Source organism: Deltaproteobacteria bacterium (genome assembly GCA_005879535.1).
Classification (GTDB): domain Bacteria; phylum Myxococcota; class Myxococcia; order Myxococcales; family 40CM-4-68-19; genus 40CM-4-68-19.
In genome coordinates this window covers 125,250-150,968 of record VBKI01000058.1, presented here as the reverse complement: position 1 = coordinate 150,968, position 25,719 = coordinate 125,250, and the positions used below count along the sequence as shown (strand labels likewise).

Annotated in this window: 29 protein-coding genes and 1 pseudogene; 8 read left to right on the top strand and 22 right to left on the bottom strand. The window is 66.7% G+C overall.

From position 1 onward, the window contains the following. Positions 1-6 precede the first annotated feature (6 nt). On the top strand, positions 7-495 hold the full coding sequence (locus E6J58_09520) for a hypothetical protein (GenBank protein ID TMB38463.1): 489 nt from the start codon (positions 7-9) through the stop codon (positions 493-495). 6 nt (positions 496-501) lie between these two features. Continuing rightward, a complete protein-coding gene (locus E6J58_09515; GenBank protein ID TMB38462.1) occupies positions 502-1,221 on the top strand; it encodes a 5-formyltetrahydrofolate cyclo-ligase in 720 nt (239 codons plus the stop codon). Here the strand turns inward: E6J58_09515 and E6J58_09510 are convergent. Beyond that, complete coding sequence (locus E6J58_09510) at positions 1,208-2,047, bottom strand: DMT family transporter (GenBank protein TMB38461.1); 840 nt, start codon at positions 2,045-2,047, stop codon at positions 1,208-1,210. The two genes, E6J58_09515 and E6J58_09510, sit on opposite strands and share 14 nt — an antisense overlap. Before the next feature lie 24 nt (positions 2,048-2,071). Here E6J58_09510 and E6J58_09505 point away from each other — a divergent pair, with 24 nt between their 5' ends. Further along, positions 2,072-2,755, top strand: coding sequence for an SDR family oxidoreductase (locus E6J58_09505; GenBank protein TMB38460.1), 684 nt, complete (start codon positions 2,072-2,074; stop codon positions 2,753-2,755). A 144-nt stretch (positions 2,756-2,899) separates the two neighbouring features. Here E6J58_09505 and E6J58_09500 read toward each other — a convergent pair. The 8 genes and pseudogenes from E6J58_09500 to E6J58_09465 form a co-directional block, all read right to left on the bottom strand. Next, positions 2,900-3,181 (bottom strand): annotated as a pseudogene (locus E6J58_09500) (MarR family transcriptional regulator). Further along, positions 3,178-4,998 carry an MBL fold metallo-hydrolase gene (locus tag E6J58_09495; protein TMB38459.1) on the bottom strand — a complete coding sequence of 607 codons (1,821 nt, stop codon included), beginning with the start codon at positions 4,996-4,998 and terminating at the stop codon, positions 3,178-3,180. The pseudogene E6J58_09500 and the gene E6J58_09495 overlap by 4 nt, the downstream one beginning before the upstream one ends. 139 nt (positions 4,999-5,137) lie before the next feature. Further along, positions 5,138-6,061, bottom strand: coding sequence for a cytochrome c (locus E6J58_09490; protein ID TMB38458.1), 924 nt, complete (start codon positions 6,059-6,061; stop codon positions 5,138-5,140). 17 nt (positions 6,062-6,078) lie between these two features. Next, entirely contained in the window at positions 6,079-6,714 is a 636-nt protein-coding gene (locus tag E6J58_09485) for a heme-copper oxidase subunit III (GenBank protein TMB38457.1), read from the bottom strand. A 2-nt stretch (positions 6,715-6,716) separates the two neighbouring features. After that, entirely contained in the window at positions 6,717-8,528 is a 1,812-nt protein-coding gene (locus E6J58_09480) for a cytochrome-c oxidase (GenBank protein ID TMB38486.1), read from the bottom strand. Then, positions 8,507-9,274 carry a cytochrome C oxidase subunit II gene (locus E6J58_09475; protein ID TMB38456.1) on the bottom strand — a complete coding sequence of 256 codons (768 nt, stop codon included), beginning with the start codon at positions 9,272-9,274 and terminating at the stop codon, positions 8,507-8,509. Before E6J58_09475 ends, E6J58_09480 begins: the two co-directional genes overlap by 22 nt. A gap of 166 nt (positions 9,275-9,440) precedes the next feature. Beyond that, positions 9,441-9,776 (bottom strand): hypothetical protein, encoded by a 336-nt coding sequence (locus tag E6J58_09470; GenBank protein TMB38455.1) that lies wholly within the window; start codon positions 9,774-9,776, stop codon positions 9,441-9,443. After that, on the bottom strand, positions 9,773-10,414 hold the full coding sequence (locus tag E6J58_09465) for a hypothetical protein (protein ID TMB38454.1): 642 nt from the start codon (positions 10,412-10,414) through the stop codon (positions 9,773-9,775). Before E6J58_09465 ends, E6J58_09470 begins: the two co-directional genes overlap by 4 nt. A 71-nt stretch (positions 10,415-10,485) precedes the next feature. On the opposite strand from E6J58_09465, the gene E6J58_09460 reads away from it, so the two are divergent. After that, a complete protein-coding gene (locus E6J58_09460) occupies positions 10,486-11,088 on the top strand; it encodes an SCO family protein (GenBank protein TMB38453.1) in 603 nt (200 codons plus the stop codon). A 48-nt stretch (positions 11,089-11,136) separates the two neighbouring features. On the opposite strand, the gene E6J58_09455 is transcribed toward E6J58_09460, so the two are convergent. From E6J58_09455 to E6J58_09430, 6 genes are all read right to left on the bottom strand, one after another. Beyond that, the gene (locus E6J58_09455) at positions 11,137-11,661 is read right to left on the bottom strand and encodes a rhodanese-like domain-containing protein (GenBank protein TMB38452.1); all 525 of its coding nucleotides are present in this window, start codon (positions 11,659-11,661) and stop codon (positions 11,137-11,139) included. Between the two features lie 18 nt (positions 11,662-11,679). Further along, positions 11,680-12,471 (bottom strand): hypothetical protein, encoded by a 792-nt coding sequence (locus E6J58_09450; GenBank protein ID TMB38451.1) that lies wholly within the window; start codon positions 12,469-12,471, stop codon positions 11,680-11,682. A 10-nt stretch (positions 12,472-12,481) separates the two neighbouring features. Then, positions 12,482-12,931 (bottom strand): hypothetical protein, encoded by a 450-nt coding sequence (locus tag E6J58_09445; protein TMB38450.1) that lies wholly within the window; start codon positions 12,929-12,931, stop codon positions 12,482-12,484. Between the two features lie 21 nt (positions 12,932-12,952). After that, positions 12,953-14,113: a metallophosphoesterase gene (locus E6J58_09440; GenBank protein TMB38449.1), complete on the bottom strand. Its 1,161-nt coding sequence runs from the start codon at positions 14,111-14,113 to the stop codon at positions 12,953-12,955. Between the two features lie 49 nt (positions 14,114-14,162). Beyond that, positions 14,163-14,906: a DUF2012 domain-containing protein gene (locus E6J58_09435; GenBank protein ID TMB38448.1), complete on the bottom strand. Its 744-nt coding sequence runs from the start codon at positions 14,904-14,906 to the stop codon at positions 14,163-14,165. Between the two features lie 155 nt (positions 14,907-15,061). Beyond that, on the bottom strand, positions 15,062-16,306 hold the full coding sequence (locus tag E6J58_09430) for an MFS transporter (GenBank protein TMB38447.1): 1,245 nt from the start codon (positions 16,304-16,306) through the stop codon (positions 15,062-15,064). Between the two features lie 46 nt (positions 16,307-16,352). Here E6J58_09430 and E6J58_09425 point away from each other — a divergent pair, with 46 nt between their 5' ends. Both E6J58_09425 and E6J58_09420 read left to right on the top strand, forming a co-directional pair. Further along, a complete protein-coding gene (locus tag E6J58_09425; protein TMB38446.1) occupies positions 16,353-16,577 on the top strand; it encodes a hypothetical protein in 225 nt (74 codons plus the stop codon). 83 nt (positions 16,578-16,660) lie between these two features. Further along, on the top strand, positions 16,661-17,533 hold the full coding sequence (locus tag E6J58_09420; protein ID TMB38445.1) for a hypothetical protein: 873 nt from the start codon (positions 16,661-16,663) through the stop codon (positions 17,531-17,533). Positions 17,534-17,536: 3 nt separating this feature from the next. Here the strand turns inward: E6J58_09420 and E6J58_09415 are convergent, their stop codons facing one another. The 5 genes from E6J58_09415 to E6J58_09395 all read right to left on the bottom strand — a co-directional run bounded on the left by E6J58_09415 (position 17,537) and on the right by E6J58_09395 (position 21,317). After that, a complete protein-coding gene (locus E6J58_09415; GenBank protein ID TMB38485.1) occupies positions 17,537-18,448 on the bottom strand; it encodes a hypothetical protein in 912 nt (303 codons plus the stop codon). A gap of 70 nt (positions 18,449-18,518) precedes the next feature. After that, a complete protein-coding gene (locus tag E6J58_09410; protein TMB38444.1) occupies positions 18,519-18,812 on the bottom strand; it encodes a GYD domain-containing protein in 294 nt (97 codons plus the stop codon). Positions 18,813-18,872: 60 nt separating this feature from the next. Continuing rightward, positions 18,873-19,223 carry a DUF427 domain-containing protein gene (locus tag E6J58_09405; protein ID TMB38443.1) on the bottom strand — a complete coding sequence of 117 codons (351 nt, stop codon included), beginning with the start codon at positions 19,221-19,223 and terminating at the stop codon, positions 18,873-18,875. Next, positions 19,220-20,014, bottom strand: coding sequence for an acyl-CoA desaturase (locus E6J58_09400; GenBank protein TMB38442.1), 795 nt, complete (start codon positions 20,012-20,014; stop codon positions 19,220-19,222). Before E6J58_09400 ends, E6J58_09405 begins: the two co-directional genes overlap by 4 nt. 91 nt (positions 20,015-20,105) lie before the next feature. After that, positions 20,106-21,317, bottom strand: a complete 1,212-nt coding sequence (locus E6J58_09395; protein ID TMB38484.1) for a VOC family protein — start codon at positions 21,315-21,317, stop codon at positions 20,106-20,108. A 437-nt stretch (positions 21,318-21,754) separates the two neighbouring features. Between E6J58_09395 and E6J58_09390 the strand changes: the two genes are divergently transcribed. After that, positions 21,755-22,195, top strand: coding sequence for a VOC family protein (locus E6J58_09390; protein ID TMB38441.1), 441 nt, complete (start codon positions 21,755-21,757; stop codon positions 22,193-22,195). A 29-nt stretch (positions 22,196-22,224) separates the two neighbouring features. On the opposite strand, the gene E6J58_09385 is transcribed toward E6J58_09390, so the two are convergent. Further along, a complete protein-coding gene (locus E6J58_09385; GenBank protein TMB38440.1) occupies positions 22,225-22,788 on the bottom strand; it encodes a hypothetical protein in 564 nt (187 codons plus the stop codon). 66 nt (positions 22,789-22,854) lie between these two features. Between E6J58_09385 and E6J58_09380 the strand changes: the two genes are divergently transcribed. Next, entirely contained in the window at positions 22,855-24,612 is a 1,758-nt protein-coding gene (locus tag E6J58_09380; GenBank protein ID TMB38439.1) for a serine/threonine protein kinase, read from the top strand. Positions 24,613-24,629: 17 nt separating this feature from the next. Here E6J58_09380 and E6J58_09375 read toward each other — a convergent pair whose 3' ends face one another. Beyond that, on the bottom strand, positions 24,630-25,676 hold the full coding sequence (locus E6J58_09375) for an NAD(P)-dependent alcohol dehydrogenase (GenBank protein TMB38438.1): 1,047 nt from the start codon (positions 25,674-25,676) through the stop codon (positions 24,630-24,632). Between the last annotated feature and the right edge of the window lie 43 nt (positions 25,677-25,719).

Here is a 25,719-nt window from a genome sequence, read left to right as displayed (position 1 = left end):
GCTGCAATGCTGGCCTGGGTCTCCCGTCTGGTCTTTTTCGTCGCGGGAACCTTCAGCGCGCGGACGTACGCGCGCGATTTCGTGCGCAACTACATCCGGCGGTTGGTGCGGGAACGCCTGCAAACCGGCTTGATCATCACCGCCATCCAATTTGCCCTTCTGGCGGCAACGGCGTACGGCGTCCACCGGCTGGGCAATCCGCTCGGTGGGCGCCTGCTCGGATCCGCCCTCGTCTGGGTTCTCATCGCCTACAACGTGATCCGGTTCTTCACGAGCACCGTTCCCGACATCGTGGAAGCGCGTCGGCATCTCTCCGGGCCGTGGGGATACGTCGTGCGGGACTTGCTCGGGATCTCGATTGCCAAGGCGCTGGTGGAGATGGAGTTGTTCGTCCTCGCCGTCTGCCTCATCCTGGGGTTGTACGTGCGGTTCGGCGCGAGCAGCACTTTCCATCTGCTCGAGCCGTGGATGCTCGCGGTTCGACGCTGGCGGTGACGGCCCTTGGACGATCGCAAGCAGGCCATCCGCGATCGCATCTGGTCGCTTCTGGAGGAGCGGCGCGTAGCCGCGTTCCCCGGAGCGCGCGGACGGATTCCAAACTTCGTCGGGGCGTCGGCGGCAGCGGATCGTCTTGCCGGCCTCGACGAGTGGCGCAGCGCGCGGACCATCAAGTGCAACCCCGATGCTCCGCAGCGCTACGTCCGGCTCCGCGCGCTGCGTGAAGGCAAGATCGTGTACATGGCCGTGCCGCGCCTCCGGCAGGAGCGGTGCTTCTGGGAGCTGGACCCGCGTCGCCTGCGCGATCTTCGTGCTGCGGCATCGATCGGAGGAGCCGCCAAAGCGGGCCGCCCCGTCGATCCCCGTGATCTGCCGCACATCGATCTCGTGGTTGCCGGATCCGTCGCCGTGTCCCGCCCGGGCGCGCGCCTCGGCAAGGGCGGCGGCTACTCCGATCTGGAGTATGCCCTCTGCCGCACGGTGGGCTGCATCGACGATCGCACGCGCATCGCGACGACCGTGCATCCGCTGCAGATCCTGCGCGGCGCAGTGCCCGAGACGGACCACGACTTTCGCGTCGACCTGATCGTCACGGCGGACCTCGTGTTGCGCCCGCGACGCTCGCGGCCGCAGCCTCGCGGGATCATCGCCGCACATCTGACCGAGGAGATCCGCGAGAACGTCCCCGTCTTGCGCGCGCTCTCCCTTGTCAGCGGGTCGTGATCATCACGATCGCGGCCGCCGCGCATGCGAACCCGACGGACTGCACCGGCTGCAACCGCTCGCGGAACACCACCCTGGCGAGCAGCACGGTGCTGGCGGGATAGAGCGACGCGAGCGTCGCGACGAGGCCGAGCGGTCCCTCCCTGACGGCGATGAGATAGAGCGCGTTCGCCACCATGTCGATCACGCCGCAGGCGACGACTACAGGGAGCACACTGCGCGGAATGGCGATGGGAACCTTGGCCATGCCTGCCGCCGCAGCGAGCGCCGCGGTGGACGCGGCCCGGGCGATCAGAAGCGGCCATACCCCCGAGGCGCTACCGGCGCGCGCGAGACAGACGAAGAACGCGCCGATCACCACGCCGCAGGCGAGCCCGATGGCGAGCGAACGATCGCGCCGACCGCCTCCGCCAGTGGCATCCTGATGGCGGCTGATCAGCGCCACGGACGCGATGGCCACCGCGATGCCGGCGATGGCGAGGGGGCGCGGCCGCTCTCCGAGGCCGAAGGCCACCACGACCGGAATGGCAATGGAGCAGACGGCGGTCACGGGCGCGATCACGCTGACGCGCCCGACGGCAAACCCGTAGTAGAGGATGGCGACGCCGAGACCACCGGTCAGGCCGGCGCCGATACTCCAGGCCGCTTCGACGGCGGAGGGCAACGCAGCCGGAAAGATCGGCAGCGCGAGCAACGCCACGCCGAAGCCGATGCCCTGCGCCCAGACAGTCGCAGCGAGCGTGGGCGCGCGACGTGCCGCGAAGCCGCCGAGGAAGTCAGCGGTTCCGTAGAAGACGGCCGACAGCAGGGCCAGGGTGAGTGCCACGCCACGTCCTCGCGATGCAAACTGATGCCCGAGCCGATGCTGCAGATTCGCACCGTGCCTGGCAACGGAGCGGCCATCGTGGCATCGATCGGGTCATGCCGACCGCTCTCGTCACCGGAGCATCTCGCGGGATCGGGCTCGCCGTTGCTCGCGATCTCGCAAAGGACCACGACGTCATCCTTGCAGTGCGCGATCCCGGCAAGGCGCCCGCCGGCGGTACTCGCGGCGCGCGTGAAAGAGCCGATCGACGTTCTGGTCAACAACGCAGGCGTGTACACCGGGTCGCCCCGCGACATCTGGGCGGTGAACGTGCGCGGGCCGCTTCTGCTGACCCGGGCGCTTGCCGGCAAGCTGGCGAAAGGCGCGCGGGTCGTGATGGTGACGAGTGGGCTCGGCGGCCTCTCGAACCAGGCCGAGCCGCTGCGGCACAAGCTGCAGGATCCGCAGCTGACGATCGAGGACATCCTCGCTCTCTGCGAGCGGCCACCCGGAGGATATGGACCGAGCAAAGCCGCGTTGAACGCGCTGACGCGGCTGTTTGCCGGCGAGCTTCCCAACGCGCGCGTGAACGCCGCCTGCCCTGGATGGGTGCGGACGGACATGGGCGGCCCCGGCGCGCCTCGCTCGGTGGAGCAAGGCGCGGCTTCGGTGCTCTGGGCTTGCCGCCTGGCCGCGGACGGACCGACGGGCGGGACCCTTCAACGGTGACGGCAGCGCGTTCCGGAGCTGGGCGAAGGTCGTCTTCCCCAGCTCCTCTTCCGCTGCCGCTTGCGCCTTCTCCCAGGCCTCACGTACTTCGAGCAGCAGCCGCGACCCCGCAGGCGTGAGGGTCACCAGGCGTCCAGCGTTGCCAGCCGCGCGGCCGGCGCGCACCCAGCCGATCTGCTCCATTCTTTTCAAGTCGCGGCTGAGCGTCGACTTTTCCGCCTCGAGCACGCGCGCGAGGTCGACCGCCCGCGCGCCGCCGGTTGCCGCAATCGCGGAGAGCAGATTGAGCTGGGCCGCGCTGACGCCATGAGGGGCGAGCGCCGCGTCGTAGATGCGGGTGATCACGCGCCCGAGACGGCGGACGCGCACCGACAGGCACTCCGACGCGATCAGTCGCCCAATCTGCCCGGCATCCACCTTCTTCATCGCGCCTCCCCCGCCGGACCGGCAACCGGTGGCAGAGGGGCATTCGCCCACTGCGAATAGATGATGAACCGGAACGGGTCGACCGGACTGTATCGTTCGATGAGCATCGAGAGCGCTTTCGTGCGCGCGCGTTGGAGTTTTTCGCTGGAGGGATGACGAAGCAACCCCATCTCGGCGACCTTCAATCCCAGGGGCCCATCGCCGCGCCCCAGCAGGTCTTCGACGACGCGCACGAATGGAGCTTCGCTGCGCTGGCCCATCTCGTCGAGCAACGCGGCCCACTCCGAGCGCGTGACGGACTCCATTCCCTCGCCGTCGGCCTGCCAGTAGCCGGCGTTCTGCTGATGGAGCCGCTCGAGGAAATGGTCCCGAACGAGCAGATAGGGCAGCACCGCCTTCGGCGTCTCGCGCAGCGAGAGCGGCAGGTAATTGTCGTGCAGGATGTCCGCGATCGGGCGGCTGCGGAGAACGTCTGGAAGGTAGCGATCATGAAGATCGCGTAGCGCCGTCTCCAGGCCTGGCGCGGCCTCCATGTTGAAATACCGCGTCAGCGGTGGATGCCCATGGATCAACCTGCGCGGCGCGAGCGCGCGCACCTTCGCGAGCGCTTCGAGATACCCATCCGGCGAGCCTTCCGAGAGGAAGGGCGGCCCGACGTAAGGCATGAAGGCGTCACCGACGAAAAGCAACCCTTGCCGGGCAAGATGGACGAAGAGCGCATCGCTCGTCTCGCCACCGCTGACGGGAATGAGCTGAATCTCGAGATTTCCAAGCCGCAGCGATTCGTTCGACGAAACGGTCCGGTCCACGCGGATGTCCAGGGGAACGGCCCGGCTGCCGAAGAACCAGCTGAAGGTCCGCTGCGAGCTGCGCATCCGCTTCAGCTCGTCTACGGAATTCGCCCGCGCGATCACGACCGTGCCGGGCTCGCGGATCGCAGCCACGCCTCCGACGTGGTCCCAGTGGGAGTGCGTCAGGACGACGAAGCGGATCGGCGCGTCCGTCACCTGGCGCAGCGCCTTCTTCGCGGCAGCGGCAGTCTCCGCCGTCGTCCCCGTGTCGATGGCGATGACCCCGGCCCCATCGACGAGGAAGGCGATGTTCCCGAAATCGAATCCTTCGGCGATATAGACGCCATCCGCCTCGCGCACGAGCCTGGGATTCGTGAATCGGAATCCCTCTTCGGATCCGACGGAGAAGTTGCTCGCGACCTCGCCGTCTTCGAGGGAACGGAGTCCCGCTCGTTGCTGCATCTCTCGAGAACGGCCTTCCTCGCCTTCGGTACGGTACGCCCGCGCCAATCCACGGTAGATCGCCCGATCGAGATCGCCGGGGAAGCTCTCGCGGATGTCGAGCGATGCTTCCAAATCAGCCACCGCCTGCTTTGCCTTGCCGAAGCGCTCGGGCAGATCGGCGAAGACCAGGCCGCGCAAGAGACGCCCGGCGCCGGGATCGGCGCTCGCTCCGCGGTCGAGCTTGCGGATCGCGTCCTCGACCCAGGAGACGCGGCTGAGCAGGGGGATCTGTCCTGCGGAACGTGCCTGGAGAAGACCTTCCAGTGAAAGGAGGATGGGGCGATGCGGCTGTTCACGCGCCAGCTTCTGGAAGTACTCGTACCCGTCCCGCTCGTGGCGCGCAGCGACGAATTCCTGCGCGGCAATGATCGCGATCAGTGGCTCCGCGTTCGGCCAGGCGGCTGCCTGGGCGAACGATCCCAGCTCGCGATTTTGGGCAAGCAGCGGTGGAGGCCTGTGCGCGGTCGAGCATGCCGCACCGAAGAGGGAAATGCCGAGAAGCGCTGCGGACCCGACAGTCATCGGGCGTCTCCTGCCGGATCTCGCTCCGGCCACACTAGGTTGTATGTACAACCTCGCAAACCAGAAGGATGCCCGACCAGAACGAAGGTTTCACATCTGGGCAGGCCCTAGCGGCCGTCCGATCCCGTCGTGAGGTACGTCAATTCGGCGGTGGGTTCCACGTGGCGTCGCTCGCCTGCCAATCCGCCCGTAGTCGGCGTGGCGCATCCGTCCCCTTCAGTTTGACGAGCGAGTCGACGAAGTGGACGAGCGCCCAGAGATCCTCCTCGGGCAGCGCGCCCCGCCAGGTGGGCATCGCGGTGCCGCCCACGCCGGACACGATCACGCGGTAGAGGTCTTCGAGCTGGTGATCGGGCCGTACCGAGCGCAGCTCGGTGCGCGAAAAGTCGGGCGGGAGCAGCTTTACCCCGTACTCGCTCTTCGTCAGCTCGGACCCGTACATGTCCGTGCGGAACTGCGTGTTGCCCTTTCCCGTGAGCTGCTTCGAGATTTCGTAGATGTACCGCTTGGGAGCGAACGAGGGGTGGCACGAGAGGCACTGGGCCACCCCGTGGTACACGGCCCGCCCCCGGTCGACGGCCGCTGCCTGGTTCTGCCAAGGGTCTGGCGTCGGGACGATTGGCTCGCCGGGCTCCTCGTCCTTCCACCGCGGCGAGAAGGTCTTCACATACTGGATGATGGCGAGGAGGTTCTTCTCGGGGACCCCGTCCCATGCGCGCATCGCGGTCCCGTGCAGACCGAAGCGGACGACGCGCACCAGATCGTCGTCGTTCGGCAGCGTGCCGCCGGGGACGGCGCCGAACTTGAAGGATCCGAGGGTGAAATCGCGTGGCGGAGGCCGTACTCCAAGCGCGGCGGGGCCCTTGCCGTCGCCCTTGTCGCCGTGGCAGGCCCGGCAGTGGAGAACGTAGGCGCGTTCGCCCTCGGTGAGCACCGAGGCGGGGATCGTTTTTCCCCCCAGCTTCATCGGCTCCTTGAATCCCTGCGTTCTGTACCCCTTGCATCCCGCGAGGACGGCGCTGGCGACCGCACAGCCAACGAGGAGGAGGGCCTTGCATGACATGTCCGATCCTCCGGTGGTCAAAGCAGATAAACCGCAACGTAGAGCGCCACCCAGACCACGCCCACGAAGTGCCAGAACATGCCCCAGAGCCGCACGGCGCTCCGCGTCGTCCCTCGCGGCGGCTGGGCGCGGATCGCGAGCGCACCGAGCGCGACGAGGCCGACGACGACGTGCAGCGCGTGAAAGGCAGTGAGGGCATAGAACACTGACGCGTATGGACCACCGGTCGGGAGGAGCCCGGCGCGCCAGAGTCCGACCCAGACCACCGCCTGCAGCGCGAGAAAAAGAGCGCCGAAAGCGGCGCCCAGGCCAAGGCCGATCGCAGCCCGGCGCTGCCGCCCGAGCGCATGAGCTCGAACGGCGACCGCGACCGCCGCACTCGAGCCGGCGATCACCACCGTGTTCAAACCCGGGATGAGGATCGGAAGCGCCGGCTGGTCGGGCGGCGGCCACATCGGCGCGCGGACCCGCACCACGGCATATGCGAAGAACAGCGCCGCGAACATCATCGCCCAGGAACCGAGAAAGATGATCATCCCGACATAGGAAGTGATCTCGTCCTCGCTCCGGCGCAGCCGGTAGCGCCGCAGCTCGGGGACCTCGGACGCCGGCAGGTCGGCGGCGGGACTGCGCTCGAGATTCGTGCCCAGCACGCTCAGCCTCGCGCGGCGGCCAGCGCGGGCTCGCCGCTCCCCGGGAGCACCTCCGACTGCCCGGCGAAATCGCGGCCGGTGAGGCGCCGCACTTCAGGGTTCGAGAACTCGTGCGGGCCGCGGACGACCTCGGGGATGCGATCGAAGTTATGGAATGGCGGAGGCGAGCCGGTCGCCGTCCACTCGAGCGTCGTCACCTGCCAGGGGTTCTCGCCGGCACGAACCGTCTTGCCGAAGAGCGTCTTGAAGAAGTTCCAGACGAAGATGAACTGGCCTGCGAAGAGCGCGAACGCGAAGAAGCTCGTCCACCGGTTCAGTCCCCGGAGCCCCTGGATGAAGGTGTACTGGAACGGATCGAACAGGCGCCGCTGCTGGCCGGCATAGCCGGCGACGAGCTGGCCGGCGAAGACGAGCGTGATGCCGATGAACGTGAACCAGAAGTGGGCCTTCCCCAGCCGCTCGTCGAGCTTTTTGCCGAAGATCTTCGGGAACCAGAAGTAGACCCCGGTCATCGCCGCGATGAACGAGGCGGCGGCCATGGTGAAGTGGAAGTGGCCCACCACGAACATCGTGTCGTGCAGGTACAGGTCCATCGAGATGTCGGCCAGGAACAGCCCGGTGAGGCCGCCCACCCCGAAGACGAACACTGTCGCGAGCGCGAAGAGCATGGGCGTGTCGAACCGGATCGACGCGCGCCACAACGTCATCACCCAGTTCAGGACGATCAACATCGATGGCGCGCTGATGAGCAGCGTAAAGAGCATGAACCCTTCGCCGAGCAGCGGGCTCATCCCGGTCATGAACATGTGGTGACCGTAGACCATCGCGGAGAGGACGGTCACGATCACCATCGCCCAGACCGTCCCCTTGTACCAATGGTGCGGCTTGCGGGCGAAGAAGGGGATGACGTCGCCGAGGATGCCCCAGGCGGGGAGGATGAGGATGTAGACCTCGGGGTGGCCGAAGATCCAGAACAGGTGCTGGAAAAGGATGGGGTCGCCGCCTCCACGCACCGCCGACGCGCCCGCGACGAAGAACTGGGTCCCGAAATTCCGGTCGAGGAGCAGGAGCAGGGCCGCGGATCCGAGCACCGGCACGAAGAGCGCGTTGAGGATCGCGGTGAGCCAGAGGCCCCACATCGTGAGCGGCAGCCGCATGTACCCCATTCCGGGCGCGCGCATGCGAATCACCGTGGTGACGTAGTTGATCGCGCCCATCGTCGAGGAAACGCCGGTAACGAAGATCGCCGCAACGACCAGCGTCTGACCGAGACCGGGCGTGCCGACGTTGGTCGAGAGAGGCGGATAGGTGGTCCAGCCCGCGCCCGCCGAGCCGAGATCGGCGAGGAAGGAGCCGAGGACGAGCAACTGCGAGAGGAGGAAGGTCCAGAACGAGTACATGTTGAGCTTCGGGAACGCCATGTCCCGCGCGCCGATCATGAGCGGGATGAGGAAGTTGCCGAAGCAGCCGATGAGCACCGGCGTGACGGCGAAGAAGATCATGATCAGGCCATGGGTCGTGAAGATCTGCTGGTAGGTCGCCGGGCCGATGACCCCGCCGTTCTCGCGGAGGAAAAGCTGGCCGAGCACCGGCACCGGACGGTACGGGAACGCCCATTGCCAGCGGATCAGCATCGCGAGGGTCCCGCCAAGGAGCAGGAAGAGGAGACCTGCCCAGAGGAATTGCTTCGCGATCACCTTGTGATCGATGGAGAACACGTACTGGCGCCAGAAGGACGTAGGCGGCGGATGGATCGGCTGCGCCGCCTCGGCGAGCGCTTGTGCGCGCGTGCTCACGGCTCGAACCTCCTCCATTCCCAGCCCCACTGGGCCTCCTTGTCCTCCGGGTCGTACGCGCGGCGAGCGTCTTCCGCCGCCGCGGCGAGCCACTCGCGAAAGGCGTCAGCAGCGAGCACGGTGAGGACGGCGCGCATCTTGTAGTGGTTGGGCCCGCAGTGCTGCGCGCAGGCAATCTCGTACTCCCCGGGGGTCTTCGCCTGGAAGGTCAGACGGGTGATCGTCCCGGGCACCGCGTCCTGCTTCACCCGCAAATTCGGCAGGTACAGCGAGTGAATCACGTCGGTGGAGGCGAGCTGGAGGATCACGGGGACTCCGACGGGAACCCGGATGTCGTCGGTCGTCACGACGTCATCCTGCGTTCCAAATCTTCCGTCGGCGCCGGGGTAGCGGGCGTCCCACGACCACTGATGCGCGTTCACCTCGATGCGGACGGCGCCCGGCGACGCCTCGGCACGTTTGAAGTTCCAGAAGTACCGGTGCATGTCGGCGAGCGTGTGGACGAAAAGGTTCCCGTCCACCCCGAACAGGACCACGGCAACGGCACCCACCACCAACGCGATGGAGCCGCGGGTCCCGTGCGAGTACAGCGCGGGACCGCCCCGGTGTTTCACGAACGACCAGATCATCGCCGCCGCGACTACGGCGAAGATCACCGTGATGGCGGCAAGCGTGAAATGGATGAGCTCGTCGACGCGGAAGCCGTCCACCGACACGTCGTGCGGCAGTCCGTAGCCGTGCTCCGGTACGGGCGCCGCGGTCACCGCCCGCCTCCCCGGATTGCGTACACGGCCAGCGCGACGACGGCGTACGGGACGGCGATCATCGCGCCGAGCAGCAGCGCGAGCTGAGGCGTCCCGTCCCGCGAGCAGGCCGGGCAGGCGAGAGCGACGGCCGGGACGCTTGCGATGGCGAAAAGAAGGGCGAGGGTCATGGCATGTGCCTCGCGGCGGAATCGAGCATCAAGAGCAGCCCATAGACCGCTGGCGCAATGAGCGGGCCGAGCACCGTGACTTTCAGGATCCGGGTCTCGTAGCGCAGGTGCATGTAGAAGAGCGCGATGAGCGCGGCCTTCGCCAAGGCAATCGCGATCAGCGCGACGATTGCCGCCCGGTGAGGGATCCCCGCGCTCCGCACCACACCGATCTCCACCAGCGTGAGCGCGACGAGCACGCCGAACGCGGCGAGGTACGGGGTCCGCTGCCTCGCCTCCGGAACGTGGGTCACCGAGGAAACCTCGGGCTGGAGGATCTCCTTTTCGGTCATGCGCCGCTCAACGAAGGGAGGAGATAGACGAACGAGAACACGAACACCCAGACGAAGTCGACGAAGCACCAGTACAAACCGAGAAGCTCGATCTGACGTTCATTGACGCGGCCGCGAAGGTACCCGACGAGGATCGCGAGGATGTAGGCGACGCCGATCAGGACGTGGAGACCGTGGTAGCCGGTGATGACGTAGAACGTGCTCGCCCGAGGCGACTGGCCGAAGACCAGCCCCTCGCGCAGGAGCCCGGGCGCCCAGATCCCGAACCACTCCTGGAACTGACCGACGAGGAAAAGGGCGCCGCCGAACGCCGTCAGACCGAGCAGGATGGCTGCCTGTCTGCGCTTCCGGTCGGCGGCCGCCGCCCAGCCGAGGACGTTCGTCAGGCTCGTGCAGACGAGGATGAAGGTCAGCGCCGCGGTGAACAGGATCCCGAGCTCCGGCTCCCCGGCCTGCCGCCACGGGCGGTGGCCCGCGTAGAGGATGCCTTCGGCGATGAGCAGGCCGCCAAAAGAAAAGGCATCGGAGATGAGGAAGATCCACATCCCGATCTTCCCGGGTGTCGCGGTGCCGTATTGGGCATCCGGCGGCCACGCCGCCGTCGGGTGCCCGTGCTCGTGGGCGACCGTGCTGCTCAAGCCTCACCTCCGACTTCCCTGCCCTCGAGGCTTCCGGTATCTGATCGTCGGTTTCGAAAGCGATGGGTGCAATGCCAACCGCCGCCCGATCCGGGTTTCGCGATCGCATCCAGGCATGGGTAGGCGCTGCGGTCGGGCGCCCGCTCACCTGGGTCGTGCTCATCGCGCTCATCGCCGCGTGGCCGATCTCCTGGGCTCTCCGTACGCCGGTGCCTCCCAGGCTGCCCGTCCTCGGGACCGTCCCGCCTTTCGAGCTCACTGCGGCGAACGGCGGCCGGTTCGGCTCCAAGGACCTCATCGGGCGCGTCTGGCTGGCGAGCTTCATTTTTACGCGGTGTCAGACCGTCTGCCCCGTCATCACCCGGCAGATGGCGCGGATCCAGGCCCGCACGCGGAACCTCGAGCCTGCCTTCCACCTCGTGTCGATCACCGTCGATCCCGGGTTCGACGATCCCTCCCGGCTCGCTGCCTACGCGCGTGAGCATCGCGCCAGTCCCCGGATGTGGACCTTCCTCACCGGACCGGTCGATACCGTCCGCGACGCCGTTTCCCGAGGAACGGATCTGGTGCTCGTGGACAGTCAAGGGCGAATCCGGGCGCGCTATGACCCGGAAGACGCCGGCTCGGTGGAGCGCGTGGTGCGCGATGCCGCCTTGCTGGTGAACCGCGGGTGAGTGCAGCGCATCGGGGGACATCGCACGCGGCTCCTTCTTCGATCTTGCCTACCTCTCGATCGGTCCGCCGAGGCCGTGGACCACCTCGGGCGCCTGACCCGGCGCGCCTGCCACTTTCACTTTGGTCTCGGCATTCCAGCCGATCATTCCGAAGCGCAGGACGTAGGGCTCGTAGCCGAGCGCGGCGAGCCCGCCCAGCGCCATCGACTCCATGTGCCCGGACGGGCAGACGAGGAGGATCGGATCCCCGGCCGCGGGCAGCTTCTCCAGGCTCGCCGGGCGGAAGAGAACGTCGAGCGGGATGTTCATCGCCCCGGGCACGTGGCCCTTTTCGTATTCGTCAGGGGGCCGGACATCAACCACGCGATACTTGCTCTTCCCCGTCCGGATGCCCTCGGATACCTCGGAGGCAGAGACGACGCGGGTCATTCCCTTGGTGCGCAGGAAGAAGTCCGCGAGGTGCTTGCGGGCATCGGCACCGCCCGGTGGAGCGCCTGCAGGCGAACCGGGCTCGTCGGCGAGAGCGCCGCACACCAGCCCGAGTGCTCCCAGGATCACGGCGAGATTGCGCATCGTCGCCACCTCCTACACTCACCGCTGGCCGCGGTTGTTCGCCAGGCGGACCCCGAGAACCCCCTCGCGGCTGGCGAGCAGCGCGAAGCTGATGAACGGGTCGTCGCTCAGCGCCGGGGTGAGCTCGAACCGGCTGACGCGCTGTCCGGCGAACCACACCTCGAGGTCTTTGAGGTGGAGCGGCTCGGACGTCCCGGTGCGGTTCGGGTGCCGGATCTTGAGCTGCGGGTGGATGACCTCGCCGCGGCGGATCCGGCCGCGCTCGACCAGTTCGGGGATACGGATCTCCGGCGGGTGGATGTCATTTCCGGCCGTGCGTGCGCGCGGAGGGGCGGTAGCGGAGCAGCCCTCGGGATCCTCCGCGATGGTGATGCGCCGGCGGATCGCCCACGCGCCATGGCGGTTGCACTCTGCCGTGACGGTCACCTCGGAGTCCCCGTCGTCCATGCGGGCCTGGAAGCCGACGTAGACGACACCGTTGGCGGGCGTGAACCGGAACGTCCCCATCGAGGGGACCGGTTCCCTGTCGTTCACCACTTCCACCTTCGTCACGTGATGGTCGGCCGTCATGGGATGCGACATCTCGACGACGATCGGGACCTTGTGCGCGTTGCGGGTTTTCGCCGGGATGCGAAGCAAGGGAAGGTGCTCGCGCTCGAGCGGTGAGAGGAGCGCCGGGTCCCCGCCGAGCAAGCGCCTCCCGGACGATGCCGCCCGCGCCCCGCCGATGCAGAGGCCGGCGACCGAGGCGAGCCCGAGGACGTCTCGCCTGGAAAGAACGCGCGCGCGAAAGATGGGCTGGCGAGCCATCGTTGGCCGTTCAGTGCCTGCCAGGATCCAGTTTGGAGCCGCGGTTCGACCAGTAGATGTACGCCTCGAGCGCCTTCATCGCGGCCGAGTCCGTATCCAGCTTCTCTCCCTCGGCGGGCTTCTCGATGCACCAGTTGATCATGTCGCGCAGGGTGGCGAACTGCCCGACCTGCTCCTGAAACTTCGGGAACTCGTAGGGGTGCGTATCGGTCGCGAATGGATGGCACATGGCGCATGCCGTCCCCGTCCTGCTGAGCCTCACGTTCAGCTTCTTCTGCGCGCCGTCGTCTCCGTGGAAGAGCAGGTCCCCGACGCGCACCTGTTCCATGAACACTTCCTCGAATGCCTTGAGCTGCTGGGGAGTGTGCTTGGCCTTGTGAGCACGAGCAGACGTGACGATCAGGAGCGAGCCGACGAGGATGCCCGCCGCGACGAGACCGTTTCGGATCATTTTCTTCATGGCCGTCTCCTCTCGCGTGGGCTACTTGTACGCGCCGTAGTAGGGCCATTCCTGGTCCGCGATGCGGGGGTGAACGATCTGGTTGCCGTTGTCCCCGCACCCCGAGTCGACGGCGGCATCGGCGAAGATGTCCTTCCGCCACATCATGTATTCGTTCTCGACCCTGTTCGCGGCGGTCAGCGTGAGCCGCCCCCAGCCAACGCCGTCGAAGTGGTCGCCGGGGTCCACGCGGACCTTGCACTTGGTGAGCGCCGGGACGCCCTCGGGCGCGTAGGGCCAGGTCCAGGAGGTGGCGAGCATTCCGATGGACCGCATCTTGCCGAGCTCGTTGTAGAGCACCTGGTGCGTGTGGCCATGGACGTTGGTCACGTTCGCGTAGGGCCTGAGCACCTCGTGGACCTCCCGCCAGTCGCGGACCCAGAAGTTCCACGGCGGGTAGTACTCATAGAGCGGGTTGTGGCTGAAGATCACGATTGGCTTGCTCTTGTCCCAGCTGGAGAGCGTCTGGTTCAGCCACTGGAGCTGGTCCCGCCCCACGCCAGCCCAGGCCCCGGCGACGCTGCCGTCGAGCGTCGCCATGTGCCCCATGCGCTCCTTGGGGCTCATCTTCTTCGCCGTCCAGTAGTCCGGGCCCCTGCTCACCGTGTCGAGCCCGACGAACCGCACGCCCTTGTGATCGAACGTCCAGTTGGGCTGGCCGAACAGGTTGGTCCACTTCTGGCCCAGGTCGAGGTACCAGTCGTGCTCGCCGGGGATGAAGACCTTCTTGATCTTCACCTCCTTCAGGATCTCGTTTCCGAGGTCGAGCTCGACAGGATCGCCGAGCTGGGCGAGGTCACCTCCGTGGATGAGGAAGTCCGCGGGCGGATTCATGGCCTGGACCTCCTTCACGGCTCGCACCGCCTTGTCCACGAAGCGTTGGTTGACCTCCTTCGGGTAGAGGTGGTTGTCCGAGATCCAGGCGAACTTGAACGATGTCGCCTGTCCTCCCGCTTGGGCCAGCGTAAAATCGAGCGTGCCGATGAGCGGGAACCACCCGTAGGTGGCCGCTCCGGCGGCACCCGTGAGCAGCGACTTGTGGAGGAAAGTCCGGCGCGTGATCCGCAGCGATCCGCCCGGTCGCTCGCCCGTGCCTTGTAGCGTCTTGTGCAGCTCGATCCTCTCTCGCTGATTCTCGTCCATGGTCTTCCCTCCCCACGCCTTGCGGGCACGGGCACCGAGCTCGACAGCCTCACTTCCTCTTCAGCTCGATATTCTGCTCCGTCGCGTTCTTCAGCTCGATGGTCTGCTGCGTGGCTTCCTTCGGCTTCACCGTCACCGGCACTTCGGTCACGTCCGCCGCCTCCTGCCAGGCGACGAGTGTGTACGAGCCCGGCGGCACGTCCGGGATGGAAAAGCTGCCGTCCTTCCCTGTCACGGCGTGGTACGGGTGCTCGGCTGCATACACCCAGGCGAGCATCCAGCCGTGCACGTCGCACTCGATCCGCATCATCCCCGCCTTCCGGATCGGTTTCTCGATCCGCATCCCCTTGGTCGGCATCGCCTGGTTGAAGACCGTCTGCTTGCCGAGGAAGCCATGCGTGTTGTGCATGACGGGGTCTGAGTTGACGACGACGATCGATCCCACCGGAATCGCCTGTACGTGCGGGTCGAACTGGCAGTTGAGGTTGTTGATCTCCGGGTTCTTGGGCGGCTTCGCGAGCCCCTTCCCTTTCTGGATGTCCTTCAGGTACACGACCGCGCTCTGGACGCCTTTGCCGCCCCCTACGACGATCAACGGCTCCTCGCGGATGCCCCCGCAGGTCTCGGGATCCTTGGTCGGAATGATCTTCCGGGTTGCGATGTCACCCTGGTAGACGACCTTCCCGTTGATCGTGCCGCCTTCGGTCACCTGCACCGACTCGTACGCCGCCGCCGGGAGCGAGAGCAGAGTCGTGAGAACGAAGGCTGGCGAGATGCTTCCAGCGAAAAGCATCGACCGCGAACGTCGTGTGGGCATGGCGCGCTCCGAGTGGTGCAATCGCCCGCGTGAACCCGTCTCCGTTCCCCAGGAGCAAACGGAGAATAATTCGCGTTTTAGTCCTGTCGGGGTTCGACCGTCAACCCCACCACGGGTCGACTGTGCCGGCGTCAGCCCGTCGAGCTCGCTTCCACCACGACCGGCGCCGTCGGCATCGGCGCGGCACGCGCCACCCGGCGCTCCACCAGCCAGAAGAGGGGCGGCACGAGCGCAGCGACGGCCATCGCGAGGATCCCCAGCGCCGGCATCCCCACGAGCGTACCGTCCTCTCCGGTGGAGAGCACGACGCTCGAGAACACCGCTCCGGCCGACGTCGAGAGGTGCTGGATCGCGCTCATCAGCGACATGAAGCTCGCCCGCTCCTGGGGCACGGGCACCTTGCTGATCAGGGTCTGGTATGGCGCCATGCGGAAGTTCATCCCCACCATGAAGAGGACGAACAGCGGGGTGATGGGGACTCTCACGTCGTAGCTGACGAACGACAGCCAGGAGACGAGCAGGAACATGGCGGTGCCGAGGGTCGCCAGCCGGGTAGACCCGTACCGATCGACAAGGGCGCCGATGATCCGCAGGACCACGAACGAGAGCGCGCCTCCGATCATGTAGATCCACTTCAGGTCCCTGGCCGGGAAGCGCAGGTTGAAGACCAGGTATGGCGTGATGACAGGGATGACGAGGAACGCCGACGACATCACCACCATCGTCGCGACGATCGAGAGCTGCACGGTCCGGCGCGAGAGCAGGCCGAGAAACCCGGTGCGGCGTGCGCTGTCCCCGATGGCGAGGTGACCTCTCAGGGGCGGCAGCAACGCGATTGCGATGGGCAGGAGAACGAGGCCCAGTCCCGCGACGGAAAAGAACGGCAGCCGCCACCCGCCCCAGCGCGCCAGCTCGAGGCCGACGGGGACGCCGAGCACGGCCGCGACGGAGAAGGACCCCATCACGGCGCCGAGCGCCTTGCCGCGGCGCTCCGCCGGGATGACGTCGGCGACGATCGAGAGCGACAGCGAGGTCGCCGGCCCGCCGAAAAAACCGGCCAGAATGCGGGCGAAGACGATGCTCCCGAACCCCACCGAGAAACCGCCGAGCGCGGTGGCCATGACGAGTCCGGCGACCGCGACGCCGAGGGCCTTTCTGCGATCGAATCGATCGAGGAAGAACGAGCAGGCGATGCCCGAGATCGCCGCCGCGGCGGTGTAGCTCCCGCCGATGACGCCGATTCGCGACGCAGGAATGCCCAGCGGTCCGGCGAAGAACGGTCCCAGCGGCAGCACCATCATGAAGTCGAGGATGTTGACGAACTGGACGGCGCCGATGAGAAAGATGACTGTGCGTTCGCTGGGGTGCCGGGCCATGCGACGTGGGATGCTGGTATGAACGGTTGGATGCCTGGGTGAGCCGATGGACCTGCGGGTCGAATGTTACTCAGGCTACCGCGGCGAAGAGACGCCGCGCCACTTCACGCTCGGCGAGCGCCGCGTCGAGGTGACGGAAGTCATCGATCGATGGTTCGGCCCGGACCATCGGTACTTCAAGGTTCGAGGCGACGACGGCGCGCAGTACATCCTGCGTCATGACCATGAGTCGCAACGCTGGGAGCTGATCCTCTTCACGCGCGAGGCGTGAGGGCCGTTCGCCGAGCAGGCAAGCGGCGCACGTCGCGTGGCGCTGGGCGGGTCCGTGCGCATACTGAGATGCCGGAGAATCCGATGAAACCAGTGCGGCGCACCGTCCTCGTCTCGCTTCTGATCGTTGCCGGAGTGATCGGGTACCTCGCCATCGACGGAATGATCAAGAGCACCGTCGAGAAGCAGAGCACCACCTCCCTCAAGCTGACCACGACGCTGAACCGCGCGCATCTGTCGATCCTGGGCGGCAAGCTCAACCTGGACCGGCTCGGCATCGCCTCGCCGTCGGGCTTCTCCGCAGCGCAGATGTTCGAGATGGGCGACGTCGATCTGGCAGTCAGATACGGGGAGCTGCGCAAGGATCCCATCCGTGTGCAATCGCTGACCCTCCGTCAGCCCAGGCTGGTCATCGAGCAGCACAACGGGGCGCTGAACTTCAAGACGGCAATGGATCGGCTGCCGGCGCACGAGAGCTCGTCGGAAAAACCGGTGAAGCTCATCATCGACGACCTCCAGGTGCAGGACGCGCAGGTGGTGATCCACCCCGGTCTGCCCGGCGTGCGGCAGGAGATCAATGTGGCGGTGCCGTCGCTCGCGATGAAGAACGTCGGAAGCGGCCGGGGCTCGCAGAACGGGGCGGCGATCAAGGACGTGACGATGGTGGTGATCACGGCGCTCGCCGCAAAAGCGGCGGAGTCCGGTTCGCTTCCACCCGAGCTGAAGGCGCTCCTCGCCCTGAACGTCGGGCAGGTCGCCGGAAAGCTTGGGGCCGAAGCGCAGAAGCAGATTGCCGCCGCCATCCCGGGCGAGTTGGGCAACCGGCTTTCCAAGGTAGCGGCGGACCCGGCGGCGCTGGCGAAGGATCCCGGCAAAGCGCTCCAGGGAGAGGTCAGCGGGATTCTCGGCGGCAAGAAGAATGACGCAGCCGCCGGTCGGGCTGCGCCAAAGCGATAAGCCTTAGCGGCGCGAGTCGGCGGGCGCGTTCGGGTGCCGTTGCAGAGCGAGCTTCAACGCCGGCGAGCGGCGGACGAGCTCCTGCTTCAGCAAATGTGAAATCAGCGCAGGCGGACACGCCGCCCAGCGGGAGATGTTCTGCACCAGCAGTGTCGAGCTGTATATGCGGCCGCAGAGGAGCGCCGCGGTCTTGCCGTCGACGGGCAAACCGGCAAGCGATGTGAGGCAGCGGCCCTCGGTCTTGACGATCACCTCGACGCGCTCCTCGCCTTCAGCCGTCGAAAACCGCGCGCGCAGGAGCTCTCGCGCAGCCCGCCGGGTCTGCTCGGGCACGTCGCGCGACACGACCAGCTTGTGCTGCTCGAGGAGTCGCCGGCCGCCGTGGAGGCGGCGCAGCAAGGCGATCGAGAGCTGTGGATTGCGCAGGAGGGCCCGGCGCACGCCCGCGTCCGCGGCGATGGCGGCGCGCGCAGCGAGGGCTTCGAGACCTGCCGGGGTCCGGTGATGGCTCGCCACGAGCCGCGCCTGCGGCAGACCGAAGCGCGGGTTGTCGATCAACGCGTGGATGACGGCCGGCAGCGGATCGAAGCAGAGCGCCGACAACTCAGGCTCGTCCGCGAGCTTCGCCCGCGTGGCGCGTTCTTCTGGAGGAAGTTGGCGCAGGGATGATTGGTAGACCTCGCGGTGGACGCCGGCCGGCTCGTCCGCTGCCACAGGCTCGTCCTCGTCGGGGACCTCGGGCGGCGACACCGCACCGAGCGTCACGAGTCTCTCGAGCGCCTCCTCGACGCGCTCCGGCGACAGACCCGTGCCGACCGAGATTCCATGAAGGTCCGTCAGTCCATCGAGCCGGGACGCGATGAAACCCTCTTCCGGCGTGAGCGGCAGGCTGCGCAGATCGACGCCGGGATTCAGCGAAGGCTTCCACGGCGCCGGCTGTGCATGATCTCGCTTCGTCAAAAGCAAGGTCCCTGCGTCGATCTCCTCACGGCAGCCCGGAGACGATCCTGCGGTACTCCTCCTCGTTGAACGCCCGCATCGTCTCGCTGCGCACGTTGCCTTGAGAGCCGACGGCGAGCGCGAACTTCGCCACCACCTCGTCGTTCGGCGCCTCGACGAACGCGATTGCATCGTACCGGCCCTGCACGAGATGGAACGACCTCACTTCGCCGCCCATCGACTTCAAGGCTTGCCTGGCCTTCTCGAGCCGGCTAGGGCCCTCCTTGATCGCCTTGATCCCCTGATCCGTGTACTTCAGCAGCGTCACGTACGTCGCCATGTGGCACCTCCTGCATCCCGACGGGCAACATACGCCGATCGAAGCGGGAGTGGAGCTTCTTCACAGCTCCTCGATGCGGTCGACGCGGTCCGGGTAGAAGGCGAGGTGATCCTTGATCGCCGCGACGCCTGGATACGGTTCCTCGTAGGTCCAGACGGCGTTCTCCGCCACGCGCCCGTCCGCCCGGATCGTGAAGTAGGAAGCGTCGCTCTTGAAAGGGCAGTGAGTCCTGTGGTCGGTCCGCTCCAGCAGCGACATGTCGGCGTCGTCGCGCGGGACGTATTGGACCGGCGGCAGGGTCGCCTCCCTGAGCGTGAGCGCCCGCGTCGTGTCGGCGACGACGCGCCCGTTGAAGACGACGCGCACACGCTTCGGGTTGGGCTCGATCGTGATCCGGTGCTGTCTCGTCATGCCGCCGAGATTCTCGTAGCCTGGAAGGACGCTGTTGGTGCGGGTGCCGGATAGATGGCCTTCTGCGGCGTCGCGATCTCGATCACCCCCGCCCAGGCGAGGAGCTTCATGACCTGCCAGGTCGGGTCGATCTCGAACCACCTCGCCGCGAAGTTCGGGCTCATCGGGTACTTGTGGTGATTGTTCTGGAAGAGCTCGCCCATGGTCACGACGTCGAGCGGCAGCGTGTTGCGCGAGCCGTCGCCGTTGTCGAAGCTGCGGTAGCCGTACCTGTGACCGCACCAGTTGACGATCGCCCCGTGGATGGGACCCAGCACCCACTGCACGGGCAACAAGGTCCACTGCCACCAATGCGTCGCGAGGAAGAAGTACGGGACGGCGTACAGCGCGCCCCAGGCGACGCGCATCAACCACGACTGTCCGAGCGTCTCGTCGATCAGCTTCCACTCCGGGTATCCGCCTGCAAACCGCGGCTCGGGCTCTTCGCGCCGGTAGGCATAGGCGTCATAGCGGCCCTTGGTGTGAAGCATCATCTCCAGGGCGTTGCGGAATAACCGGGGTGAGTGAGGGTCGCGCTCGGTATCGGAAAAGGCATGATGCTGCCGGTGCAGGATCGCGTACCCGCGCGGCGATAGATACGACGGGCCCTGGACCAGGTAGGTGAGCAGATGGAGCCCGCGTTCGGTCCGGGGCTTCATCGTGTACATCCGGTGTGCGGCGTACCGGTGCTGGAACAGGCTCTGAAAGAACACGCTGGCCAGCCAATGTCCGAAGAAGAACACGTAGAGCATGCAGAGCCTCCTTGGCTCCTTCCATTCCGCATGTCGCATGTCACGCGATGGTCACTGCACGCCGCGCTGCGGCATTTGGACGCGAACCGGTTTACGTCCGGGCGCTCAGTCGGCAGTCGGCTCGACGGCGCAGAGCGAGTAGGCGGACGCCGCTCCGTCGTCCGCGATGAGACACTCCTCCCCGCGCACGCGCCAGGACAGCGGACGTGGATGCACGAGGATGCTGATGTCCTTGCCCCGCGTCGAGCGATAGCGCACATGCGACCGCGCATCGAGCGCGGCCACCGCAGACTCGAGATCGAAGTCCACAGGGAGATCCAGCGTGCGCGTGTCGCTCGCCCGCGCCGAGACCGCGCCCGTCTTCAAGTCTACGATCGTGATGATCCGTCGCATGGCTCCTCCATGGCGGCCGCCGTTTCAGCGCAAGCCGAAGAAGCAAGACGGACGTCGAACCGATCTTAACCGGTAACCGCGCGTTCTGCGCTTCCAATCGCGCGCCACCTCGAGAACCGAGTGCCTCTGTGGCGGGCTGGTTGGCGCTGCTTCTGCATTGGGAACGGCTTGAGGATCGCGATCGCCGCGCCGGTGGGATCCTGCAGAACGCCGAACGTCGGCCGACGTTCGGGATGTCCTCGGGACCCGCGCAGATTGTTCCGCCGAGCTTCCTCGCGCGGGCGAGCGTCGCGTCGGCGTCGTCGAGGGCGACATAAGGCAGCCAGTTCGGCCGCTCGCCGCCCACATCCGTCACTCCGCCGCGGTCGACGCCGCCCTGCGAGATGATGTGGTACGTGACGTCCGGCCCGACCAGAGAGCGGTGCGCGAACCCGAAGACCTTCTCGTAGAACGCGAGCGCTTTCTTCGGATCGCTGGTGTGCAGCTCATTCCAGCACCAGCCACCGCGGGGCGCCAGCGCGTCGGGGGGGATCACCCTCGTTGCTCCTGAAGCGGCGTAGATCATCTCATAGGTGGAGTCGCCCATCGGGAACGGCTGGACCTTCCATCCCCAGCACCTCGCCGTAGAACGCCTGGGCCTTCTTGGCATCCTTCGACGAGCTCGAACCAGACGAATTTTCCAGGAAGCAGCTTGCGATCGGCCATCTGTGGCTCCTTTCTGAAGCCATGGACTCCGCGACGCGCCCGAAATCATCGGTCTATCGGTGTGGTAGCTTCCATCCTGCAGGTGGAGGCCGATGTGCAGCTGCCCGTGGTCGAGGAGTTGAAGCGCCGGCGCGTATTTCGCGCGCTCGTTGCTTACGGAATCGCAGCATTCGCCGTGCTTCAGATTGTCGAGCCGATCAGCCATGCCTTGCACCTGCCCGACGCGACGAGAAACTTGGCGTAAGCGCCGTGCTCGAAGGGAGTGTGCGGAGATCCGGGAACCGCGTGCGCGTCACTGCCCAGCTGGTGAAGGCCGCAGACGGGGACCCCGCATTCGAATGGCTAGACCGCGCATATGACGTGCACGATCCCGGCTTGAGTTACGTCAAGTACGACCCATTGCTACGCGGTCTGCGCGACGATCAGCGCTATCACGCCCTGCTCACCAGGATGAATTTCCCGGTGGAATGATGTGCTGGATCGGTTGAACGAACCACTTGTCAGTACGCGAGCCGCGGGTACCAGCCCGTGCCGCGCCCGTCGGGAGATCAAGCAGAGCGGCCAGATGGAGTCGACGTGACGCCCACCTAGTCTCCCGGGTGCGGCGCGTAGAGCAGCTCCGGGTTGTGCAGCGCATCGGCCATGATTGCCTCCAGCCCAGGTCGCCGTCATACACTCCGCTCAGGCGGCCGGAAGAAGAGGCAGGCTGACCCCGTGCAGAAGAACCCGCGCAAAGGCTTTCACTCGGTAACTCCTCGTCTCGTCGTTGCGGACGCGGAGGCGCTCATCGCGTTCCTCCGCACCGTATTCGACGCCAAGGGCGAGCACCAAGGCGACCGCCCCGCGGAGATCCGCATTGGCGACTCTCTCATCATGGTGACACCCGCCGGCGCCCGCGAGCGGTTCCCGGCGTTTCTCTATGTGTACGTCGACGACGCCGACGCAGTGTATGAGCGCGCGCTCTCGGCCGGCGCGGTCTCCCTCGAGGAGCCGCTCGATACCCCTTACGGCGACCGCCGAGCGATGGTGCGCGACCCGTTCGGCAACGTCTGGCAGATCGCCCACGTCATCCTGGCGAGCTGACACGGCGCCAACTTGCGCGTCAACGGCGGTTACGTGACGGCGATCAATTGAACGGCACGGCGCTTGATCGCGCGCAGCCACATCCTCCGGATGAAACCGCTCCCGGGACGGATGACGGTCCAGTACCTGGCAAAGCGGCGCCGCGCTGATGCGTCGGTGGCGTGCACGCGCGTCTCGGTCGAAACCAGCCACGCGCCGTCGCCTGCATCGTCGATTTGGAAGTTCATCACCGCTTTCGCGACGCCGGGAGCAACGAGCTCCTTGAACTGCTCCGGCGTCGACGGTTTCTTCACCCCGCGTGGAGCGATCACGACGGTTCCGACGACGATCTCGCGTTCGGGGTCCTCCGCCAGCAGCAAGAATCCGGTCCGCGTGGCGACGTCGAGGAGCGGCTCATGACTGGGAGCGTTGAGGATGCCCTCGGGACCTGCTCTCCCGAAGCGCCGGATCCAGGTCAGCGTGCGAAACAGCGTGATTTCGCCGGCGGTCACTTCCTTGAAGGACCGGTAGATCCGAATCCTCGGCGCGCGGATGCGGATGCGATGAACCTCGTTGAACTCGTACGCCGGAGCGAATTCTTCGAGCCTGCTCATGCCTGTTGGGTGGGCGCTCATCGGCCATAAACTGGTGCCAATGAGCCCCGGTGTCATGATCGTTGAATGGACGCCGCGTCCTGTCCATCGTGCTCTGCTCCACTGACCGGAAATCGCTGCGGCGGGTGCGGTGCTGCCGCGCGTGCCGGAGCGTTCCGCGTGTTGTCCATGCTGGCGCAGTCTCCGCACGGCAGGACCTACCGCGCCGAAGGACCCACCGGGATGGTCGCGCTCAAGGAGATGGTCTTCGCTCTCGTCCCGACGGCCCAGCAGCTCGACGCATTCGAGCGCGAAGCGCGGCTCCTGCGGTCGGTCTCGCACCCACAGATCCCGCGCCTGATCGACTCCTTTCGCGAAGGCGATGGTCCATCCCTGCGCCTCTATCTCGCGCAGGAGCTGGTCGACGGCGGACCCCTCTCCAGCCGAATCGGCATCGACGAGGCCGAAGCGCGCGTCATCGCGCGGCAGCTCCTGACCATCCTGCGCTACCTGCACGAGCGCGGCATCGTGCACCGCGACGTCAAGCCTGCGAACATCCTCCGCCGTCCCGACGGCACGCTCGCGCTGGTCGACTTCGGCGCCGCTCGCGCTGTGGAGGGCGTGACCCATGGCGCAACCTTGGTCGGCACTTTTGGATACATGCCGCCCGAGCAACTCGGCGGCACCGTCGATGCTACTGCGGACCTGTACGCACTGGGAGCCACCCTCGTCCATCTGGTCGGCCGCAAGGCGCCCGAGGACATCCTCGGACCGGACCTGGAGCTTCGGCTCGATCATCTGAACGTCTCGCCGGCCTTTCGCGCATTCCTCGGTCGGTTGACCGCGCGAAAACGCGCCTCTCGCCCCGCCTCTGCCGTCGAGGCGCTGCTCGCCCTCGAGGCACCGGCGCCCGGGTCTCGTCCCATCCGGCCGAGGCTCCTCCCCTGGATCGCGATGCAGAAGACGATGAACGCGCTGACGGCAAGTCCAGGTGCAAACGCCGAGCGCGTCCAGCGTGCGCAGCTCGAGGCGTTCGAGCGCGAGCTGACTGAACCGTCCAAGCCCGCGCCACCTCCGCCTCCTCCCAAATCGGACCACCGCGACGTCTCCATGGGCCGGCTCCTGAGCGGAGCCAAGTTGCGCGAGCTCGACCCGGGGTTGCCCTCCTGCTACCAGCGCGCGGGCATCGAGCTCGCCCGCGTCCGGACCTGGCCCGGCCTCAAGGCGATGCAATTGAAGCTCGTGCTGCATTCACAGGAGGTCGCCTGCGACTGGCTGCCCCTCGAGGTGACCGCGTTTGCGGACGGCCGCCGTGCTCTCCATTCGTCGGGGACGATGGGTGAGACCCCCCGGGAGGGCTGGCGCGACATTCTGTACAACTTCGAGCTGCCGGAAGGCGTCGATGTGGTCCGGCTCGACCTGGCGAGCCCGACCCGCCCGCTGGAGTCATGGCGCATTGACCTGGGGCGCCGCGAGGTCCGTCGGGTCGGGTACGCGCTTGCGGGACGCGTCGAGGTCGCGTCGGCAAGGATTTCGACCGCGAGCGGGTGCGCCAGGCTCGAGCGCGGCGCAGTAGAGAGACTCTGGATCGAACAGGAGCCCCGAAAGCGGCTCCACGCGAGAGCGGCGTTCGCGACGCGCAAGGACACGAAGGAACCGTGCGCGCACCAGTCGCACTTCGCGCTGCTCGACTCGCGCGACACCTCGAGCTCCACGGCACGACTCGACTCCGACCGCACCGTGACGTTCACCTTGCCGCTCCCGGACGGGCGCAATCGGCTTCGCGTCGGCCTGGGGGAGACTCGCGCAGCCGAGCGCGAGGCCCTCGGCGCGGTCACACCCTGATTCGGGCGTCCCGGGCTCTAATTGAGGCTGGCGAGATCGATGACGAACCGATAGCGCACGTCGTTGCGGATCATCCGCTCGTACGCTTCGTTCACCTTCTGGATGGGGATGATCTCCACGTCGGCGCCGATTTCGTGGCGTGCGCAGTAATCGAGCATCTCCTGCGTCTCGGGAATGCCCCCGATGGCGGACCCAGCCAACCGCCTGTTTCCCCGGATCAGCGACATCGCGGCCACGGGAGTCGGCTCGGGCGGAACGCCGACCACCACCATCGCACCTTGGGGGCGCAGCATTCCCAGATACCGGTTGTAGTCGTGCGGGGCCGAGATGGTGTCGATCAGAAGGTCGAAACGGCGGGCCAGTTTCTGAAAGGTGGCCTCGTCCCGAGTGGATTCGAACGCCTGGGCCCCGAGGCGGCGCGCATCGGCTTCCTTCGATCGCGACGTGCTCAGCATCGTCACCTCGGCCCCCATCGAGGCGGCGAGCTTGACCGCCATGTGGCCCAGACCACCGAGGCCCACCACACCCACGCGGTCTCCCTTCTTGCAGTTCCATTGGCGCAGCGGCGAATACGTGGTGATGCCGGCGCAGAGGAGCGGCGCTGCGCGTGCCGGATCGAGGCCAGCCGGGACCTTCAGTGCGTATCGATCCGCCACGACGATCTGCGACGAGTAACCGCCGTACGTGGGCGTGGTTCGGTCCATCTCCGTGCCGTTGTAGGTGAAGGCCGCGCCCTTCTCGCAGAACTGCTCGAGCCCACGGCGGCAGGGATCGCACTCCCGGCAGGAGTCGACGAAACATCCGACGCCAGCGGTGTCGCCCACCTCGAACTTGGTGACTTGCTTGCCGACCTGCTTGACCCGGCCAACGATCTCGTGCCCGGGAACCATCGGAAAGAGAGCGCCGGTCCACTCGTCGCGCACCTGGTGGATGTCGGAATGGCAGATCCCGCAGAAGAGGATCTCGATGAGCACGTCGTTCGGCCCAGGCTCGCGGCGCTCGATGATGAATGGCGCCAGCCGACTCGTCTTGGAAGCAGCAGCATACGCAGGGGTCTTCACCATCGTTCCTCCTCGGATTCGGGGTTCGATGCCGACCGCTTGCGTG

Bases quoted from the DNA above. Each gene is read 5' to 3' on its own strand.
- E6J58_09490 (TMB38458.1), bottom strand. From the start codon at position 6,061: ATGTCATGCAAGGCCCTCCTCCTCGTTGGCTGTGCGGTCGCCAGCGCC.
- E6J58_09375 (TMB38438.1), bottom strand. From the start codon at position 25,676: ATGGTGAAGACCCCTGCGTATGCTGCTGCTTCCAAGACGAGTCGGCTG.
- E6J58_09445 (TMB38450.1), bottom strand. From the start codon at position 12,931: ATGAAGAAAATGATCCGAAACGGTCTCGTCGCGGCGGGCATCCTCGTC.
- E6J58_09385 (TMB38440.1), bottom strand. From the start codon at position 22,788: ATGAGCAGGCTCGAAGAATTCGCTCCGGCGTACGAGTTCAACGAGGTT.
- E6J58_09430 (TMB38447.1), bottom strand. From the start codon at position 16,306: ATGGCCCGGCACCCCAGCGAACGCACAGTCATCTTTCTCATCGGCGCC.
- E6J58_09460 (TMB38453.1), top strand. From the start codon at position 10,486: ATGCCAACCGCCGCCCGATCCGGGTTTCGCGATCGCATCCAGGCATGG.
- E6J58_09410 (TMB38444.1), bottom strand. From the start codon at position 18,812: ATGGCGACGTACGTGACGCTGCTGAAGTACACGGATCAGGGGATCAAG.
- E6J58_09470 (TMB38455.1), bottom strand. From the start codon at position 9,776: ATGACCGAAAAGGAGATCCTCCAGCCCGAGGTTTCCTCGGTGACCCAC.
- E6J58_09520 (TMB38463.1), top strand. From the start codon at position 7: ATGCTGGCCTGGGTCTCCCGTCTGGTCTTTTTCGTCGCGGGAACCTTC.
- E6J58_09405 (TMB38443.1), bottom strand. From the start codon at position 19,223: ATGACGAGACAGCACCGGATCACGATCGAGCCCAACCCGAAGCGTGTG.
- E6J58_09480 (TMB38486.1), bottom strand. From the start codon at position 8,528: ATGGAGGAGGTTCGAGCCGTGAGCACGCGCGCACAAGCGCTCGCCGAG.
- E6J58_09390 (TMB38441.1), top strand. From the start codon at position 21,755: ATGATTGCCTCCAGCCCAGGTCGCCGTCATACACTCCGCTCAGGCGGC.
- E6J58_09425 (TMB38446.1), top strand. From the start codon at position 16,353: ATGGACCTGCGGGTCGAATGTTACTCAGGCTACCGCGGCGAAGAGACG.
- E6J58_09505 (TMB38460.1), top strand. From the start codon at position 2,072: ATGCCCGAGCCGATGCTGCAGATTCGCACCGTGCCTGGCAACGGAGCG.
- E6J58_09455 (TMB38452.1), bottom strand. From the start codon at position 11,661: ATGCGCAATCTCGCCGTGATCCTGGGAGCACTCGGGCTGGTGTGCGGC.
- E6J58_09380 (TMB38439.1), top strand. From the start codon at position 22,855: ATGGACGCCGCGTCCTGTCCATCGTGCTCTGCTCCACTGACCGGAAAT.
- E6J58_09495 (TMB38459.1), bottom strand. From the start codon at position 4,998: ATGACTGTCGGGTCCGCAGCGCTTCTCGGCATTTCCCTCTTCGGTGCG.
- E6J58_09395 (TMB38484.1), bottom strand. From the start codon at position 21,317: ATGGCTGATCGGCTCGACAATCTGAAGCACGGCGAATGCTGCGATTCC.
- E6J58_09450 (TMB38451.1), bottom strand. From the start codon at position 12,471: ATGGCTCGCCAGCCCATCTTTCGCGCGCGCGTTCTTTCCAGGCGAGAC.
- E6J58_09420 (TMB38445.1), top strand. From the start codon at position 16,661: ATGAAACCAGTGCGGCGCACCGTCCTCGTCTCGCTTCTGATCGTTGCC.
- E6J58_09435 (TMB38448.1), bottom strand. From the start codon at position 14,906: ATGCTTTTCGCTGGAAGCATCTCGCCAGCCTTCGTTCTCACGACTCTG.
- E6J58_09440 (TMB38449.1), bottom strand. From the start codon at position 14,113: ATGGACGAGAATCAGCGAGAGAGGATCGAGCTGCACAAGACGCTACAA.
- E6J58_09400 (TMB38442.1), bottom strand. From the start codon at position 20,014: ATGCTCTACGTGTTCTTCTTCGGACATTGGCTGGCCAGCGTGTTCTTT.